At 60.8% G+C, this 15,044-nt stretch carries 7 protein-coding genes and 3 pseudogenes; 4 read left to right on the top strand and 6 right to left on the bottom strand.

Features of this window, described 5'->3' with window-relative positions; translation table 11 throughout:
• Window positions 1–363 precede the first annotated feature (363 nt).
• Window positions 364–1,698, top strand: a complete 1,335-nt coding sequence (gene ltrA, locus AC1DK4_RS39405; RefSeq protein ID WP_477132209.1) for a group II intron reverse transcriptase/maturase — start codon at window positions 364–366, stop codon at window positions 1,696–1,698.
• A gap of 182 nt (window positions 1,699–1,880) precedes the next feature.
• On the opposite strand, the gene AC1DK4_RS39400 is transcribed toward ltrA, so the two are convergent.
• Complete coding sequence (locus AC1DK4_RS39400) at window positions 1,881–2,189, bottom strand: hypothetical protein (RefSeq protein ID WP_441622579.1); 309 nt, start codon at window positions 2,187–2,189, stop codon at window positions 1,881–1,883.
• A complete protein-coding gene (locus AC1DK4_RS39395) occupies window positions 2,186–2,809 on the bottom strand; it encodes a DUF6884 domain-containing protein (RefSeq protein WP_441622577.1) in 624 nt (207 codons plus the stop codon). The genes AC1DK4_RS39400 and AC1DK4_RS39395 overlap by 4 nt, the downstream gene beginning before the upstream one ends.
• Before the next feature lie 1,369 nt (window positions 2,810–4,178).
• On the opposite strand from AC1DK4_RS39395, the gene AC1DK4_RS39390 reads away from it, so the two are divergent.
• Together AC1DK4_RS39390 and AC1DK4_RS39385 are read left to right on the top strand one after the other, a co-directional pair.
• On the top strand, window positions 4,179–5,108 hold the full coding sequence (locus AC1DK4_RS39390) for a hypothetical protein (protein ID WP_441622575.1): 930 nt from the start codon (window positions 4,179–4,181) through the stop codon (window positions 5,106–5,108).
• Window positions 5,109–5,426: 318 nt separating this feature from the next.
• Window positions 5,427–5,924: a response regulator gene (locus AC1DK4_RS39385; protein WP_441622573.1), complete on the top strand. Its 498-nt coding sequence runs from the start codon at window positions 5,427–5,429 to the stop codon at window positions 5,922–5,924.
• A gap of 332 nt (window positions 5,925–6,256) precedes the next feature.
• Here AC1DK4_RS39385 and AC1DK4_RS39380 read toward each other — a convergent pair whose 3' ends face one another.
• From AC1DK4_RS39380 to AC1DK4_RS39370, 3 genes and pseudogenes are all read right to left on the bottom strand, one after another.
• Entirely contained in the window at window positions 6,257–8,533 is a 2,277-nt protein-coding gene (locus tag AC1DK4_RS39380; protein WP_441643571.1) for a catalase, read from the bottom strand.
• Between the two features lie 1,643 nt (window positions 8,534–10,176).
• On the bottom strand, window positions 10,177–11,298 hold the full coding sequence (locus tag AC1DK4_RS39375; protein ID WP_441622585.1) for a sensor histidine kinase: 1,122 nt from the start codon (window positions 11,296–11,298) through the stop codon (window positions 10,177–10,179).
• A 45-nt stretch (window positions 11,299–11,343) separates the two neighbouring features.
• A pseudogene (locus AC1DK4_RS39370) lies at window positions 11,344–12,063 on the bottom strand (Crp/Fnr family transcriptional regulator).
• A 307-nt stretch (window positions 12,064–12,370) separates the two neighbouring features.
• On the opposite strand from AC1DK4_RS39370, the pseudogene AC1DK4_RS39365 reads away from it, so the two are divergent.
• Window positions 12,371–12,901, top strand: a pseudogene (locus tag AC1DK4_RS39365) (transposase); the annotation flags it as partial.
• A gap of 898 nt (window positions 12,902–13,799) precedes the next feature.
• Here the strand turns inward: AC1DK4_RS39365 and AC1DK4_RS39360 are convergent.
• Window positions 13,800–14,931: pseudogene (locus AC1DK4_RS39360) on the bottom strand (IS110 family RNA-guided transposase).
• Window positions 14,932–15,044: the final 113 nt, after the last annotated feature.

Below are 15,044 nucleotides of genomic sequence, written 5' to 3'. Positions count from 1 at the left end.
TATATACTGAGTGCGCCGGGAGACCGGCAAGGAGTTGGTGGTGCAAGTCCACTACGATGAAGGAATAGCGAGCCACATCGGCCCCGAGCCGTGCGCAGGCCACCGCGAGGTGGTAGGCGAAGCGTCGGTAGGGGAGCGTATGGGCCAGCCATTGAGCCGCGATAGATATATCCCGGGTGCCGACGCGGTTCAGTACGCGGAAGGCAACACGGCGGGGCGCGCATTCGCGAGCGCTCCGACGACCCGGCGTGGTCTGAGAACCTGGCACGTACGGACGCTCCTTGTGCGGGAACCGGGAGATCTCCCATCTGGCCAGTCGCAGTACGGACGGGTCCGCATCGGGAAGGCGAGGAGCCAAAGCCGATGATGAACGGACGGGAGAAGTCAGACTCCGCCATAGTAGCGACGAAGCCTGCGAACAAGGCCTGGAAACGGGCTGCGGAGTGGGTGGAGCCAAGGGCGGGGACCAAGGGGAACACGGGTCAGCCACACACGCGCCGGGCACAGAACCGGGCAAGCGTGTCACAGGGGTTGGAACGTGTACGGCAAGTTGCAAGGCAGCGGAAGAAGGAGCGGTTTACCGCGCTCCTGCACCACATCACGGTTGACCGGCTTCGAGAGTCGTTTTGTGCACTTAAGCGCAATGCGGCCCCCGGAGTGGACGGCGTGACATGGCGGTACTACGAGGCGGGCCTGGAAGAACATCTCCGGCGTCTGCACGCGCAAGTACAGAGCGGAGCGTACCGGGCGTTGCCCGTTCGGCGACAGTACATTCCGAAGCCGGATGGCAAGCTGCGTCCGTTGGGGATCGCGGCGCTGGAGGACAAGATTGTCCAGCGCGCGGCGGTGGAAGTGCTAAACGGGATCTACGAGGAGGATTTCCTCGGGTTCTCGTACGGGTTCCGGCCCGGGCGTAGCCAGCACGATGCGCTGGATGCGTTGGCGGTGGCCATCACCCGCACCCCGGTGAACTGGATTTTGGACGCCGATATCCGGAGCTTCTTCGACTCGGTCAGTCAGCAATGGCTGGTCCGGTTCTTGGAGCATCGGATTGGCGACCCACGCATCATCCGCCTTGTGCGCAAGTGGCTCAAGGCGGGCGTCTTGGAGGACGGAGAGTGGAGCGTCAGTGAAGAGGGCACACCGCAGGGGGCTGTCATATCGCCTCTGCTCGCGAATGTCTACCTGCACTATGTCTTCGATCTCTGGGCCAACCGGTGGCGACGGCGCGAAGCCAAGGGCAATGTCATCACCTCGCGGTACGCGGATGATGTGGTTGTCGGCTTTGAGCATGAAGCCGACGCGCGGCGCTTCTGGGAAGCGATGCGACTGAGGTTGGAGGAGTTCTCGCTTGTGCTTCACCCGGACAAGACGAGGTTGCTTGAGTTTGGCCGCAACGTAGCGGGCAGGCGAAAGCGACAGGGTCTTGGCCGACCCGAGACCTTCTCGTTCCTGGGTCTCGTACATATCTGCGGCAAATCTCGTCGCGGCGCCTTCCAGCTCCAGCGGAAGACCCGGGGGGATCGCATGCAGGCGAAACTCAGGCAAATCAAGGAGCAGTTATGGCGGCGCATGCATGAGCCAATACCCATCCAAGGGCACTGGCTCAAGGACTGGCTCCCGAAACCTCGAATCCTTCATCCATGGCCAGGCGACAGATTCGCCGTCAAACACCCAAGGTGGGAGCCCGGTGCCTGAATTGGGCACGCCGGGATCTGTGCGGGGGGTGTCCAGCAATGGGCATTCCTACCGCGATATTCCGCTTTCCCCACACCCCTGCCGCCTCTTCGAGGCGGACACAGCCTTCAGGTTAGCGGGGTGGAACCAGGCGGACAGATGCTCGCCGCCGTGTGGCTCTGGAGAGAAGGTCGCCACCGTGCTCATGCGCGATGCCGATTGCGCTTGAGGCGTGCATAGCGCAGATAGCGGGCATCGAGCATCTCTTCTATCACGTGCTGGCGGTCTCGGTCCTCAGGGTCGGGGGCGCACTCCAGCAGGTTTGTGTCTGCACAGAAACGCATGATCTCCAACAGCAACGCTTCGCGCCGCGGCGGCGGGAAATGCAGGCGTCTGGCTTTGGTCCAGTAGCGGTAGCCGGCATGGGTGAGGGCAAGCAGGGCGCCGGGCGTGCCATCGAGGTTGGCAGCGAGGGCCTTGGCTTCCAGCTGCAGGGGGATGGTGATAGTCATTGGTTCGGCTGGAGGCTGTTCAGGGCAATCCAACGGGAAACGATGTGCGCGCGGTTTCCCGTTCCCTCCTCGACATCGGCTTCGGCGGTCAGGCCACTGGGTCCTTGGAAAAGGGTCCGGATGGTTGCCCAACCGGGCACAATGCCCGGCAGGTGACGGTAGACGTGAATGACGCGCTCGCCCACCGTGAACGGCCCAGCGCGGCGGAAGTAGGGCACCCCGTTGGGAAAGCGCCCGATCTCTTCGGTAAGTTCATTGGCTAGGCTGTCCAGATACTGGCCGAGCTGGGAGCGCTGCATCCCGATGCCGCCGCTGGTTTCCATGATCGTAGGCGCGCTGCCAGCACCAACCTTACGGGCCCACCGCTCTACGGCTGCGCGCATCACCCGACGATAGTGCATGCCGCCGGCGAGAAAAACCGGGCCGAGCTGGTCGGGCCACGCCGCATCGGCCATCGCCGTCGACAGGTCCGAGAGCATGGTCTTCGCGAGACCTGCGGTCATGCGGGCATCGTAGAGGACAATCTCCGCGTCCGGCTGGATGAAGCCATGCTGCGCCGAGAGGATGATGACCTGGGGCTGCGCATCGGCTCGCACGTGGGCGCGGAACGTTTCATACATGACGCCATGAGGACCAACGCGCGAACCGGCATACGAGCAACGGCCGTGTGGGCAATTTCATCAAAGAGGATGAGTTGGAAGGGGGGCGCTGACAGCAGTGACCTACGTGGTGAACATGGATCCAATCTGCAGGGGCCTGCCGGAAGTCAAGGCCGCGCCTCCCGACGATGTCATATGTCCCGGCCAGCCTGCTTTGCGCTCCGCGCGCCGACGAGCGAGGCCTTGACGCCATGATGGGTACCCACATCGTGGTTTTGGGTGACCTCGCATATCGCGCGGGAAGACCGGGCTGGATGGGGGCTGCGGCGTCACAAACATAGTCGTCCGCGCTCCTCTCGCGGTAACCCGTGGGTCAGTAGCACAAGGGCATCGCAGCATCAAACTATTGCATTCGTTTGCACTGGCGTGAGATCGGGCGTTCGCAGATATAATTTCACTTTCGTGAAATAACGATGGAGTCGCTCTTTTACATGCCCTATTTTTTGAGCTGCACATGCCAAGACCTCTGCCAGATTCAACCTTGCCCTCCCGTGCCACGATCAAGATGTGCTCCGATCTCGGGGATAGAGTGCGCGCGACTCGCGCTCCCACGGTCTACCAATCGATCAGGCCGCCCGAACGTGCGGGGCGTCCGTGGGAATGCCGTCGAAGTTGGAAAACGGAAAGGGCGTTCACCTTGACTATGCCCTGCGCGCTTTGGTCCAATAGCGAATCCAAACATGCACGCATCATCCGGGCTCTGCTGAATCGTGGTGAGACATTCATGATTAACCATGTCCCAGCTTGCTTCACCTCCGAGCGACCCTGACGTTACATAGGGATTCCGAGTCATCTTTTCTTGACAGCCTACAACGGACGAATCGACGACAGGTTGGACCGACAGCATGACAGCTCGATGAATCGAGTGGCATACGCAAACTGCAATGCCGCTGTCCGGATGGAGCCATGCTGAGCGGTTAAGCATTCTGGCCCGAGCTCAGCGCGTTCGTAGGCCGGTTGTAGGTGTGCAGTCCCATCTCGTCGCTCGCCCCGGATTTGATGCAGGCTGGATTGAGAAAAGAATTGACCGGATTTGAAGGTCCTTGTAGGCGATTCAGGGGGCCGCTCCAGATACGGACGTACCGACACCTTGCCATTCAGGAGGGGATAACTGGCAAGAATGTGGATATTTCTACCGAACTTGCAGGAATGACCTGCCTGCGCGGCGCGACGAGCGTGCATTGAAACCTAGGGCACTCGGCACTGGGCCAGTTCAAAGACGAGACTCATCGTTGGCATAATTTTTGCGAAAGGCATTTTGAGGAAGTCAATCGCAGAGCTTGCGTGCCTGCCCACCTCGCCCACCTCGTTTCCCGAACCGGAGTCAATCATGACATCCCATTTTCTCGACGGCCCGGAGCAAGTGACGGAACCCGATTCAACCGCTTCGGGCGTCGCGTGGGGGGCAGTTTTAGCCGGCGGAAGTGCTGCGGCAGCAATCTCGCTGATTCTCCTCATTCTGGGAGTTGGTCTTGGACTTTCCGCCGCGTCCCCATGGGCTGGCAACGGTGCCAGCGCGAACACGTTGGGCGCCTCAACCATAGCTTGGCTCGTTTTTACTCAGCTTGCCGCAGCCGGAATCGGCGGCTATCTGGCAGGCCGTCTCCGCGTGAAATGGGCCTCAGTGCATACGGACGAAGTTTATTTTCGGGATACCGCGCATGGTTTTTTGGCGTGGGCGGTCGCTTCCCTGGCTACGGCAGCGTTCCTCACTGCGACGATCGGATCCATCCTGGTTGGTGCGACCGCGCCCGTCACGGCTGGGCTCCTGGCGAGCGCGCGATCGGTCGCAGCCTCGCCCGACCCGTCCCAGCAGCGCACCGCTTCCGGTGCTTACTTTGGGGATATGTTGTGGCGCTCCGACCAACCTTTAACAAGCACTGCCGAATCCGTACCCCGCGCCGAAATGACTGCCATTTTCTTGCACGATGTTCGATCGGGTGGGCTAACGCCCGAGGACAAGCTGTATGCGTCGAGGCAGGTGGCGCGGTTCACAGGGTTGAGCGACGTGGACGCTGAGAAACGTGTATTGGACACATATAGCAGGCTCGACAAAGCAATCAAGACTGAAGAAGCTGCTGCTGCGCAGCGGGCAGACATGGCGCGCAAGGCTACAGCACATGGAAGTCTATGGTTTTTCGTAGCCTTGCTTTGCGGTGCATTCTTTGCCAGCCTTTGCGCAACCTTTGGTGGTGCTCGGCGCGACCATATGGTCGTCTCGCAACGCGCAATGAGCGAACCTGCAGTCAGACCTGCTTAGGAGTACACGATGCGCTCGCTTCTTCTTCTTATGCTTGGGGTACCTATTCCGATCATCATCTTGATCGCGTTGTTTGCGCACTAGTACAACATTCCGGAAATAGGATTGGGAAAAAGCGCAATGGACCACTGGCAACTGGCATACCTCGGCATGCGGCAGAATTCCACGCGAACCCAGTGCAATGGATACGCCGGCCGAACGCGAAAAAACGGGCATGCTCACGATGGATCCTGCCGCCGACGAGCCGGACCGAGGGGCCGACGGTTCCGCAACTATTGAGKGGACGTCGTTCCCCCGGCGGCGCATCGCCATCACAAAATGCGATTCCTCATAGTACCTACGCGCCCACACCCGCGCCCCCTTGCGCTGCACCGCACAATCGAAAAGGGACCTCTTCTGGGACCGCGCTTGCATTTAATAGTGCCTTGGGGGTCTGGGGTTATGAAAATACTGATTGCGGACGATAATGCGTCAGAGCGCGAGCCACTAGGCGCGTTGGCTGCGTTTTTGGGACACGAAGTGGTTGTCTGCGGGGACGGGACGGAGGTGATAACCGCTGTCGCATGGTTCTGGCCGGACTTAATCATTCTCGACGTGGAGATGCCTGGAATGGATGGAATCTCAGCGGCTCGGCGCCTGGGGGAGCTTTATCCAACTGCCAGATGGCGCCTCGTCGCGTACACCGGACAAAGATCACTAGCGCAGCGCGAAGCTACAATAGCAGCGGGCTTTACTGAGCATTTCTGCAAGCCCGACGACCTGGCAAAGATCGAGCGTCTCATGAAAGATGGCGCGCGCGTTGGCACAGCGTCCTAGGTCCTCCTACGTTTATACGACATCGGAGGGTAGAGAAGCGAGCGCGCCGCGCCGAACTCACTCGCGGTATTCGTTGAGTTAATCTGGTCTGGCTCATCTGATACCACGGGGCCTTCCTCACAACTGGTCAGCACCGCCTCGCGCAATGGGAAAGCCCGCATCGAACGTCCCACGGCGGCGGCGTGGAGGCGGGCGGCTAGCCACGCCCGCCAGAACGGTGACCACTGCGGAGCCCCACTGCTGCCAGCAACGCGGCGCGACTGAACGGGCGTCGCTCAGGTGAGGCGAGATGGCAGCACCGGGGGTCCCGCCTCGCGCATTGCGCCCACCACTCAGGCCATCACCCGCGCGGCGTCCGCGCGCGCCCACCAGCGATGCTCGCCCACGGCCTCTAGGAATGCATCGAGCTGGGCGCCCCCATCGTTTTTGCCGATTACCACGCCCGGCCCGGCAAAGCCGCCGTCGATCCCGGCCGCGCGAGCGGCGGCCGCAATCAGCAAGGTGCCGGTGCCGCCTGCGCCGATCGGCTTGTAGTGCTTATAGGCCTCGCAGATGAAGAGCAGGGCGGCGGGGTCGGCCTGCAACGCGTCGACGTCTCCCTCCGGCACGTACACCGCGTCGAACAGCACCGAACCCACGGACGACAGCGCGTGGTCGACCGGCACCACCTTGCCTTGCGCGGAAGTCACGCCGCCAGCGCGCGGGCCAATCACCTTGGCGGATGCCCCGGCATCCTCGGCCCGGGCTTTGAACGCGGCTACCGCCGCGCCGCTCACGCCGTCCGCAACCAGCACGGCAATCTTTCGGCCACGGATATTGCCCTTCGGCTGCGACGCCAGGCTCAACGCTGGCGAAGCCGCCAGGCCGTAATCGTCGATCTCGACCGGCTTGCCCACAGGCTCCACGTTTATGCCGAGCTTGCTCGCCACGCCGGCGGCAAGCTCGGCCGCGATATGGGCCAGTTGGCCAACCACACGGGCACGGATGTCGGGGATCTCCACCTTGGAGAGTTCGAAGGTGTAGGCATCGACAATCTGACTTTTTTCCGTATCCGTCTGGCTGCGCCAGAACAGGTTGGCTTGCGAGAAGTGATCGGAGAATGTGTCGCTGCGCCGGCGCACCTTGGCCGCACCCTCCGCGGCCTTTTCAGCGTAACTCAGGTGTGCATCTGCGTTGCCCGCCAGGAACGGGCAACCGCCGCCCACGCTGTTGGGTTGATAGCTGGAGCGACCTCCCACCACCGTCTGACGCATCAAACCGTCGCGCTGGTTGTTGTGGACCGGGGCCAGTGCCCGGTTGATCGGCAGCTCATGGAAATTTGGGCCGCCCAGCCGCGTGAGCTGCGTGTCCAGGTAGGAAAACAGCCGCCCCTGCAACAGCGGATCATTAGTAAAATCCAGCCCCGGCACCAGGTGCCCGGGGTGAAAAGCCACCTGCTCGGTCTCCGCGAAGAAGTTGTCCGGGTTGCGGTTCAGTACCATCTTGCCCACACGGCGCACCGGCACCAGTTCTTCGGGAATCAGCTTAGTCGGGTCGAGCAAGTCGAAGCCGAACTTGTGCTCGTCCTCCTCGGGCACCAGTTGCACGCCGAATTCATACTCTGGGAACGCGCCGTTCTCAATCGATTCCCACAGGTCGCGGCGGTGGAAGTCCGGGTCCTTGCCGTTGATTTTGAGGGCCTCGTCCCACACCAGCGAATGCGCGCCCAGCACCGGCTTCCAGTGAAATTTGACGAAGGTGGCACTCCCCTTGGCATTGATCAGGCGGAAGGTGTGCACGCCAAAGCCTTCCATGGTGGCGAAGCTGCGCGGCAGCGCGCGGCCTGACATGGTCCACAGCACCATATGCATTGATTCCGGCTGCAGCGACACGAAGTCCCAGAAGGTGTTGTGCGCCGACGCTGCCTGCGGGATCTCGTTGTGCGGCTCGGGTTTCACCGCATGGACGAAGTCGGGAAACTTGATGGCGTCCTGGATAAAGAACACCGGCATATTGTTGCCGACCAGATCGCAATTGCCTTGCCGCGTGTAGAACTTGACGGCGAAGCCGCGCACGTCACGCGCAAGATCCGCCGACCCGCGTGAGCCCGCCACGGTGGAGAAGCGTACGAACACTGGCGTCTGGGCTCCCTCACACTGCAGGAAGTCGGCAGTGGTGAATTCCGCCAGCGACTCATACAACTCGAAGTAGCCATGCGCGGCGGCGCCCCGCGCGTGGACCACGCGCTCCGGGATGCGCTCGTGATCAAAGTGAGTGATCTTCTCGCGCAGCAGGAAGTCTTCGAGGAGTGTGGGGCCACGCGCCCCCAGGTGAAGCGAGTTRTCGTCYTCGCCAATSGGCATGCCCTGGTTGGTGGTCAGCACGCGGTCCTCGTTCGAGACGAGATTGCCGACTGTATCGGTGCCCAATACCGTAGGCCGGGGAGCGAGACGCTCTGTCACGGCGCGGTCGTATGCGGCATCCGCCCCGGTGGCCGCCCGGCTGACGGTCTGTGTCTTATCGCTGGTGGTTGCTCCAGTGACGGTTGGCGGCGCGGTTTCGTTGGGCGCGGGTTTGGGCTTGTTAGCTGCGCTGTTGGCAGGCTTCTTGGGGGCTGGCGTCTTTGGCATGGCGGATCCGGGAGAAGTTTCGGCAAGAACGAGCTGCAAGGACCGATCCAAGGCAGATTGCGCGCCAAGGACGAATCGGCGCAAATCGATATGCGCACGCGCGCTCCAGCCAATCCTCACTGTGCTAGAACCTGTGTCCAAACGGGGCTGGCTATCGCTCGGGTAACGTGGCCCCGGTACGACGCATTTCTACAAGACAGTGGTAGATATTGCCGCCGAATATTGCACAGCGGCGGTTGGTGCCCTGCGTTAAGGGACTCTCAGACTAGCGCCTGTTCCAGTAGGCGCATCATGCATTTATGTCCCAGATCCTAATGAAAGATCGGGAACTCCGTCTTTTCGTTTAGAAAGCGTGCCCGCATTTCGCGATGCCTGACTCAGCTTCCTGCCAACTTTCCCCGTCATCAAAGCGCCCATCAACTCCTTTTGTACGGTTGGCATAGAATCTGCGGCTGGCTGGGCGTTCGCCGACACAAGGCGTTTCAACGCCATTGCAGAGTGAGTGGCGGTTCTTCGCCGCGAGTTGCCGCGGGCGGCGTTGCGTGGGGAACCGCGCAAAGCGCGGGAAGCAGAGGAAGCAAAGCACCAGGCCGAAGCGCTGTCAAGTGTGCAAGACGCGATTGCGGCGCGCTTCGGCAAGGGCTCTTCGGTGCGGGTTCAGACAGATCCTCAAAAACTGCCGCAAAAATCCGACGTTAGAGCCGCAGCGGGGATGGCACCCGATTCGATATCTGGGCGCCGGATCGCCGAACGACGGGATTGTCGCTAGCATGCCGCCGGGCTCAGTTGGCGTTCCTCCGAATGGACACTAGAGCTGGGAAAGGGTGCGGTGAAGAATGCGTCGATGAGGGGGATGTTCAGAATCAAAACGGGGGGAGGGATACAACTGATTTGGTGGCTCCACGATAGTCGTCCGAGATTGGCCGACATACCGCCGGCTTTGCGTATCTACCGACTTGAGGAGAAAGGTTTTTTTCACCTGAGAAGGAGCAGGTGGGGGCGCCGTCCTGAATGACCGAGAGAGCGCTCCTATGCTCTTATGCGCCGTTGTGCCGATCGCATATTGTATCGGCCACGCGTTTCACGCAGCCATGTTTTGCTTGCACAGCGAAGGTAATACGCCGGTTCCCGGTAAGCGGTACACTGACCACGTCTAACTCATTCGCAGGACTCGTGCGGTATTCGTACTAGGGGGCCGGAAATTTGATGCTCTGATCATGCGGACTTGGAAGCTTCAGGGCGCGCTCTAGGCCTAATATTGCCCTGTTGTTCAGAGCAATGGGGCCCGCGCTGGCCACCCCGCCCCGTGCGTCCGGGGGCTGGTTATACTTGCTGACAAGAGGCGTCTCGCGCTGGCGAGGTGCGCCATCCTGAGGGAGCCCACGATGGAAGAGCACGACGCCACGCCACCCGCACCGGCTAACGATCAGAACGCGATGCCCGCCGATCGGCCCGCGTCGCTTGAGCACACGCGCGAGGCTATTCGCATCTTCGCGGGGCTAGCTCCCGATTTCCAAGGTAGGCGTTCACCAACGCAACAGGCAATAACTCTTCGCAGCTACGCAAGCATTCCCTCATGATTTTCAAGATCCACTTAGCAAGGTACCTGATCCAGTGCACTCCCGTGCAATGCAACATGACCGTTACTCGCAGCGAGGCAAGCGGACAGCAAATACCGTTTCTTCTTGGTCGGACCGTGCTGTTATCTCGCCACCATGAGCTCGGGCAATCTCGCGCGCGATGTACAGGCCTAGTCCAAGGCTGCCATCGGCGGGTTGGCTGCTCTCATGCTCGGGGGCCCGCTTTAGAGGGTCAAAGAGCTGAGCCAGGGTCGATTGCTCGATGGCTCGCCCACTATTCCTGACCTCGAAGCGAACTTCCCGCTCGTCTCCGGCCACAACTACTCGTACAGGCTCGTCCGGCGCTCCGTACTTGATTGCATTCACCACCAGATTGCCGAGCAACTGCTGCAGACGTCGACCATCCCAAACACCCTGCGTGTCGCCCTTCACCTCCAGATTGATCCCGTGGCCCGGATGCGCAGCGCGTAACTGAGTTAACTCTTCGGCGAACAAGTTCGCCAAGTCGACTTTGTCCGAACCAAGATTGATACGTAGACCCAACGATGTTCGATTGAAATCAAGTAAATCGTCCAGGAGCGCCTTCAGGCGAGCACCGCTCTTGATCAGCCGCTGAGCGGCACCGGATACGTTCTCTCCAGCTTCCACACTCGCAAGATAGACCGCAGTCAACTGGATGATATGCAGGGGGCTTCGCATGTCATGGCCCAGCATTCCCAAAAACAGGTTGCGAGCCTGGTCCACTTGCGCAGTAAAAAGACCGATCGATTCTGCCAGCGCCTGATCGATGGCCTCATTGAATCGGATCATGTCATCGAGATCAGGTGAGTCAGGCTGACAATTGTCGATCCATAGACGAAGAACGCTGGCGCGCAGAGCCCGGTACTCAGCCGCCAGTTGGTTGATGTCGAAGCCGCTTCGCAAGCGAAGATGGGCATGCGTCTGTGCGGCGGTTTCTGCGGCGTCGATCAATTGGAGGGCTAGGCCCCTCGACTTTTCTGCCTGGGCTATCCTGGTCTGGAAAGTAGACAAATCCTTTGCGACTGCCCGCAGAATTTGCTCGGCGTGGTCGCGTAGTGCCGGCGGATTCATAGTCGCCGAAGCCGGCAATTGCGTACTCGCAAACGCTTCCCACTGCGCCAGGATGGTCTCCATGTCGTGGAGAATGAACTCAGCCAGTCGCAGTTTTGCCATGGAAATCCGAAGTGGTTCGTTGCCGATGTGACATGCTCAAATCGCTCGTAAGTCGGGCAACAGACGATCACATTCTTGCTTCACGACGGCATAACATTCGCACACACGCTGCTCCAACCCAGGCCTGTCGAGTACTTCGATATGCCCATGACGGTAGCGAATCAGGCCGGCGCTCTGTAGTTTCGGCGCCGCCTCTGTCACGCCAGATCTTCGCACGCCCAGCATGTTGGCGATTAACTCCTGCGTCATGCGCAGTTCGTTGGACGGCAAGCGGTCCATGCTCAGCAATAGCCAACGGCAAAGTTGCTGGTCGATTGAATGATGCCGATTGCAAACAGCGGTCTGTGCCATTTGCGTGATCAGCGACTGCGTATAGCGAAGCAGTAGTCGCTGCATTGGGCCACCTCGATTGAATTCTTGCTTCATGGCGGCGCCGCTTAACTTATAGGCGCGGCCAGCGCTCTGTACAATCGCACGGCTCGGCGTGGTTTCGCCTCCCATGAAAAGGGCAACACCCACGATGCCTTCATTACCGACGATCGCAATTTCGGCTGATGCGCCGTCTTCCATGACGTAGAGGAGAGAGATGATCGACGTGGTTGGGAAGTACACATGATCGAGGCGGTCTCCAGACTCCTAGATAACGTGGCCTAGTGGCAAATCTACCGCGGCCAGTAGCGGAGTTAGGCGAGCCCACTCCACTTCGGGCAAAACGGACAGGAGGTGATTTTCCCTAGGGTTTTCAAGCGCATGCATGCGTCGGCCTCACTGCTCGTGTTATGCCCCTTGCTGCACTTTTTGGCAGCAGATGACGGGTTGGCACCGCAATCTAAATATACGCCCACTGACGCACGACCAGAAAGGGATCTTTACCAAGATGCCAGGACACGGCAGAATTCATCCAACCTATCTGCCCTTGGCGCGGCCGCGGTATCACCGCTGCCTGCAGCATCCAGGGCACGCGGTGTGGCTTGGCTAGTAAAACAGGTTTCCGGGCCTCTTCGATGGCTGCGGCAGGACGCAGTCGTTTTCGTCACTTTTTGCAGGGAAAACAAGGGAGCCCCGCTCGCTGCGACTCGCTGACGAACCACTCGCCGAACTCACCATGCTGTGAGGCTTCGACGACGATCTGGCTGCCCAAATCACCCAAACCAGTAACCGCATTCGCGGCCTGCTCACCCAGATCCATCCGCACTGGAACGGACCTCGCATGGACCATCCGGCCGTGCTCGATCTGCTCGAGCGCTACCCGTTGCCCGCCGAGCTTGCCGCGACCAGCGAGAAGACGCTCGCCAGCCGCCTAACCATGCTAGCGCGCGTAGGCAGCCACCATCGTCATGCCGCGCCTGGCCCTGCAGCTCGTCGCCTCACGCAAACAACGCGACGAGGTCGCCAGCGAAGTCGAACGCCTGGTACAGGCACACCCTCGCTGGCCGGTCCTGACCAGCATGCCGGAAGTCGGCGTCAGGACCGCCGCCAGACTCCTCACTGAGGTCGCGAAGCCTTCGCTTCAGCCGCGCATCTTGCCGCCTATGCCGGTCTCGCCCCGGTCACCCGCCGCTCAGGCTCGTCCATCCGCGGCGAACATCCGACCATAGCGAACCCCTCGGGCCGCCTCGCGCGAAAGGCCACTTCCTTGTCGACCACCAGCTCGTTCGTCCGCTCATCGAGCACGCAAAGCAAGGTGGGGCTCGCCGCCGTAGCCGGCAATGCTCACTGCAAATTGCCCTCGTTCGGCGCCTCCGCCGTTTGCCTGGTGCCCGCGTGCTTACGACAGCAGGCTTTCGTAGGGGATGTGCAGGCCATCGTGCAAGCGCTTGACCATGCACAGGCTGAGCTTGCGCTTGCGGATCAGTACCTCAGACACGCGGCCACTGGAGCCAATCCCGCGACGATGTAGCGCTATACGGGCGGTATCAGGCTGCCATGAGGCCGCTGCTCGGTTTGCCGACGCCGGCGGCAGCGAACTTGCCACCATGCGCGCGCCCTCTCGTAACCGTCCGCTGAAGGCCGTGTAGACGCGTAAGGTGAATGTATCCAGAGTAGTCACCATCAGAATTTGGTGGGGACTACTTTGGAGTCTGTGGCAAAACGGGGCGGTCGCCTGCACGGGAGCCGCAATCACCCGATTGAACTCAAACGCAGGCTGGCAGAAGCTGCGTGCGTGCCAGGCGTTGTTTCTGTTTCAAAGCTGATATGACTCCCCGTGTCAATCGAGATTGGTTTGGTTCGGTTTCACAGTTCCATGTTGTTCCTCACCCAATTTCCTGAGGGCGACGTAGCAGTAAGTCTCGACGGTGGATCACGCTGATATCCGCGGGTTGGCTACCGCATTACAGAGGTCCGCCCAATGAGCCTGCCCGCTATCTAGCGCCGCAAGTCGGATGAAATCCATTGCTTAGCTTTTTCGCGGGTTGCTCGTGTGCCGGGCTACGCCGCCTTCAGGAAACTGGTCTCACAGTAGTGACAGATAGATTGATACCGGCGCTGGGTTACGTTGTCTGTGCCTCGTTCGGTACGGCAAGCGACATCGCGAGCTGGCTGATATCCCAGATGAACCCGCTCAGTTCGCGGGCCACCGCGACCACCGCAATGTTCGGGTTCTTGCCACGTGCGGCAAGTCTCCGATAGCGCCGACACAGTCGAACCTGGGCGTCCCAGGACCGATCAACGATGGCCTTGGGGATGCCTTCGTGCCGGCGCTGGATCTCGGGGCTCACACGTGCCGGGTGCCGGTAACTCCAGGCAGCCTCGACGAGCAGCTTTCTGGCGTAGCTGTTGCCAGTCTTGGTGATGCTGCCCTGTCGTCGCTTCTCACCGGACGAGTGTTCGGCGGGCGTCACACCGAGCCAGGCCATTAGTTGGCGTGGATGCGCAAAGCGTGAGAGATCACCCAATTCGGCAAGGATGCCTATCGCTGTGGTGAACTGCACCCCGCGCATGGCCTGCAGGCCCCGTACGGCCGGGTAGAAGCGCCAGTTGGCCACCGCCTCGCGCAGGGCCGCTTCGAGACGGCTGCATTGCGCGAGCCGGTCCTCGATAGCACGTCGATATTCGTCAAAGGCAAGTTGCTGCCAGTCGCTATCGAACGCAAATGCGCTTATCCAGCGCCGGTGTGCTGGCCCCCAGTCAGCTCTGCCGGTGTAGCGGACACCGTGCGAAAGCAGAAAGGCCTTCAGCCGTTGGCGGGCGCGCTTCAGATCGTCCTTGGCGCTGACCCAGGCACGTGACAGATCCCGGAATGCTTCGTCTTCGACGCTGGGCACGTACACGGCCGAGAGGTCACCGGCGCGCAGCGATCGCACGAGCTTGACCGCATCGCGCCGATCGGTCTTGACGCGCTCGCCGGGCTTCTTCGGGATCAGCGACGGCGCGCACACCATGCACTCGAATCCCTTCCCTGCAAGCTGCCGATAAAGGCCATAGCCGCAAGGGGCCTGCCTCGTAGACGATGCGGATCCGGCGCGATTTAGACTGCAGGCGCTTGCACAGGCGATCGATATCGGCCTTCGACGTACCGATCTTGCCAAGCAGTTCGACCTCGGCCATGCCGAGTGCATAAGCAACGGTGATCGAATCCTTATGGACGTCTAAACCGACATACAAAGTGCTATCGTGTTCCATGCTGGCCTCCGCGCTGGAAATCGCCGGGTGTGGCACTGTCCACACCATGCGGCTCTGGCAGTCATGCTAACCCGCGTTTGATTCCTCACGGCGGGCCAGCCTTTGCCTCCTCC

This window comes from Cupriavidus sp. 05N38, assembly GCF_056397345.1.
Note: the sequence above shows the minus strand (reverse complement) of the source record. Positions and strands in the feature narration are given on the sequence as shown.

Bases quoted from the DNA above. Each gene is read 5' to 3' on its own strand.
- ltrA (WP_477132209.1), top strand. From the start codon at position 364: ATGATGAACGGACGGGAGAAGTCAGACTCCGCCATAGTAGCGACGAAG.
- AC1DK4_RS39400 (WP_441622579.1), bottom strand. From the start codon at position 2,189: ATGACTATCACCATCCCCCTGCAGCTGGAAGCCAAGGCCCTCGCTGCC.
- AC1DK4_RS39395 (WP_441622577.1), bottom strand. From the start codon at position 2,809: ATGTATGAAACGTTCCGCGCCCACGTGCGAGCCGATGCGCAGCCCCAG.
- AC1DK4_RS39390 (WP_441622575.1), top strand. From the start codon at position 4,179: ATGACATCCCATTTTCTCGACGGCCCGGAGCAAGTGACGGAACCCGAT.
- AC1DK4_RS39385 (WP_441622573.1), top strand. From the start codon at position 5,427: ATGCGATTCCTCATAGTACCTACGCGCCCACACCCGCGCCCCCTTGCG.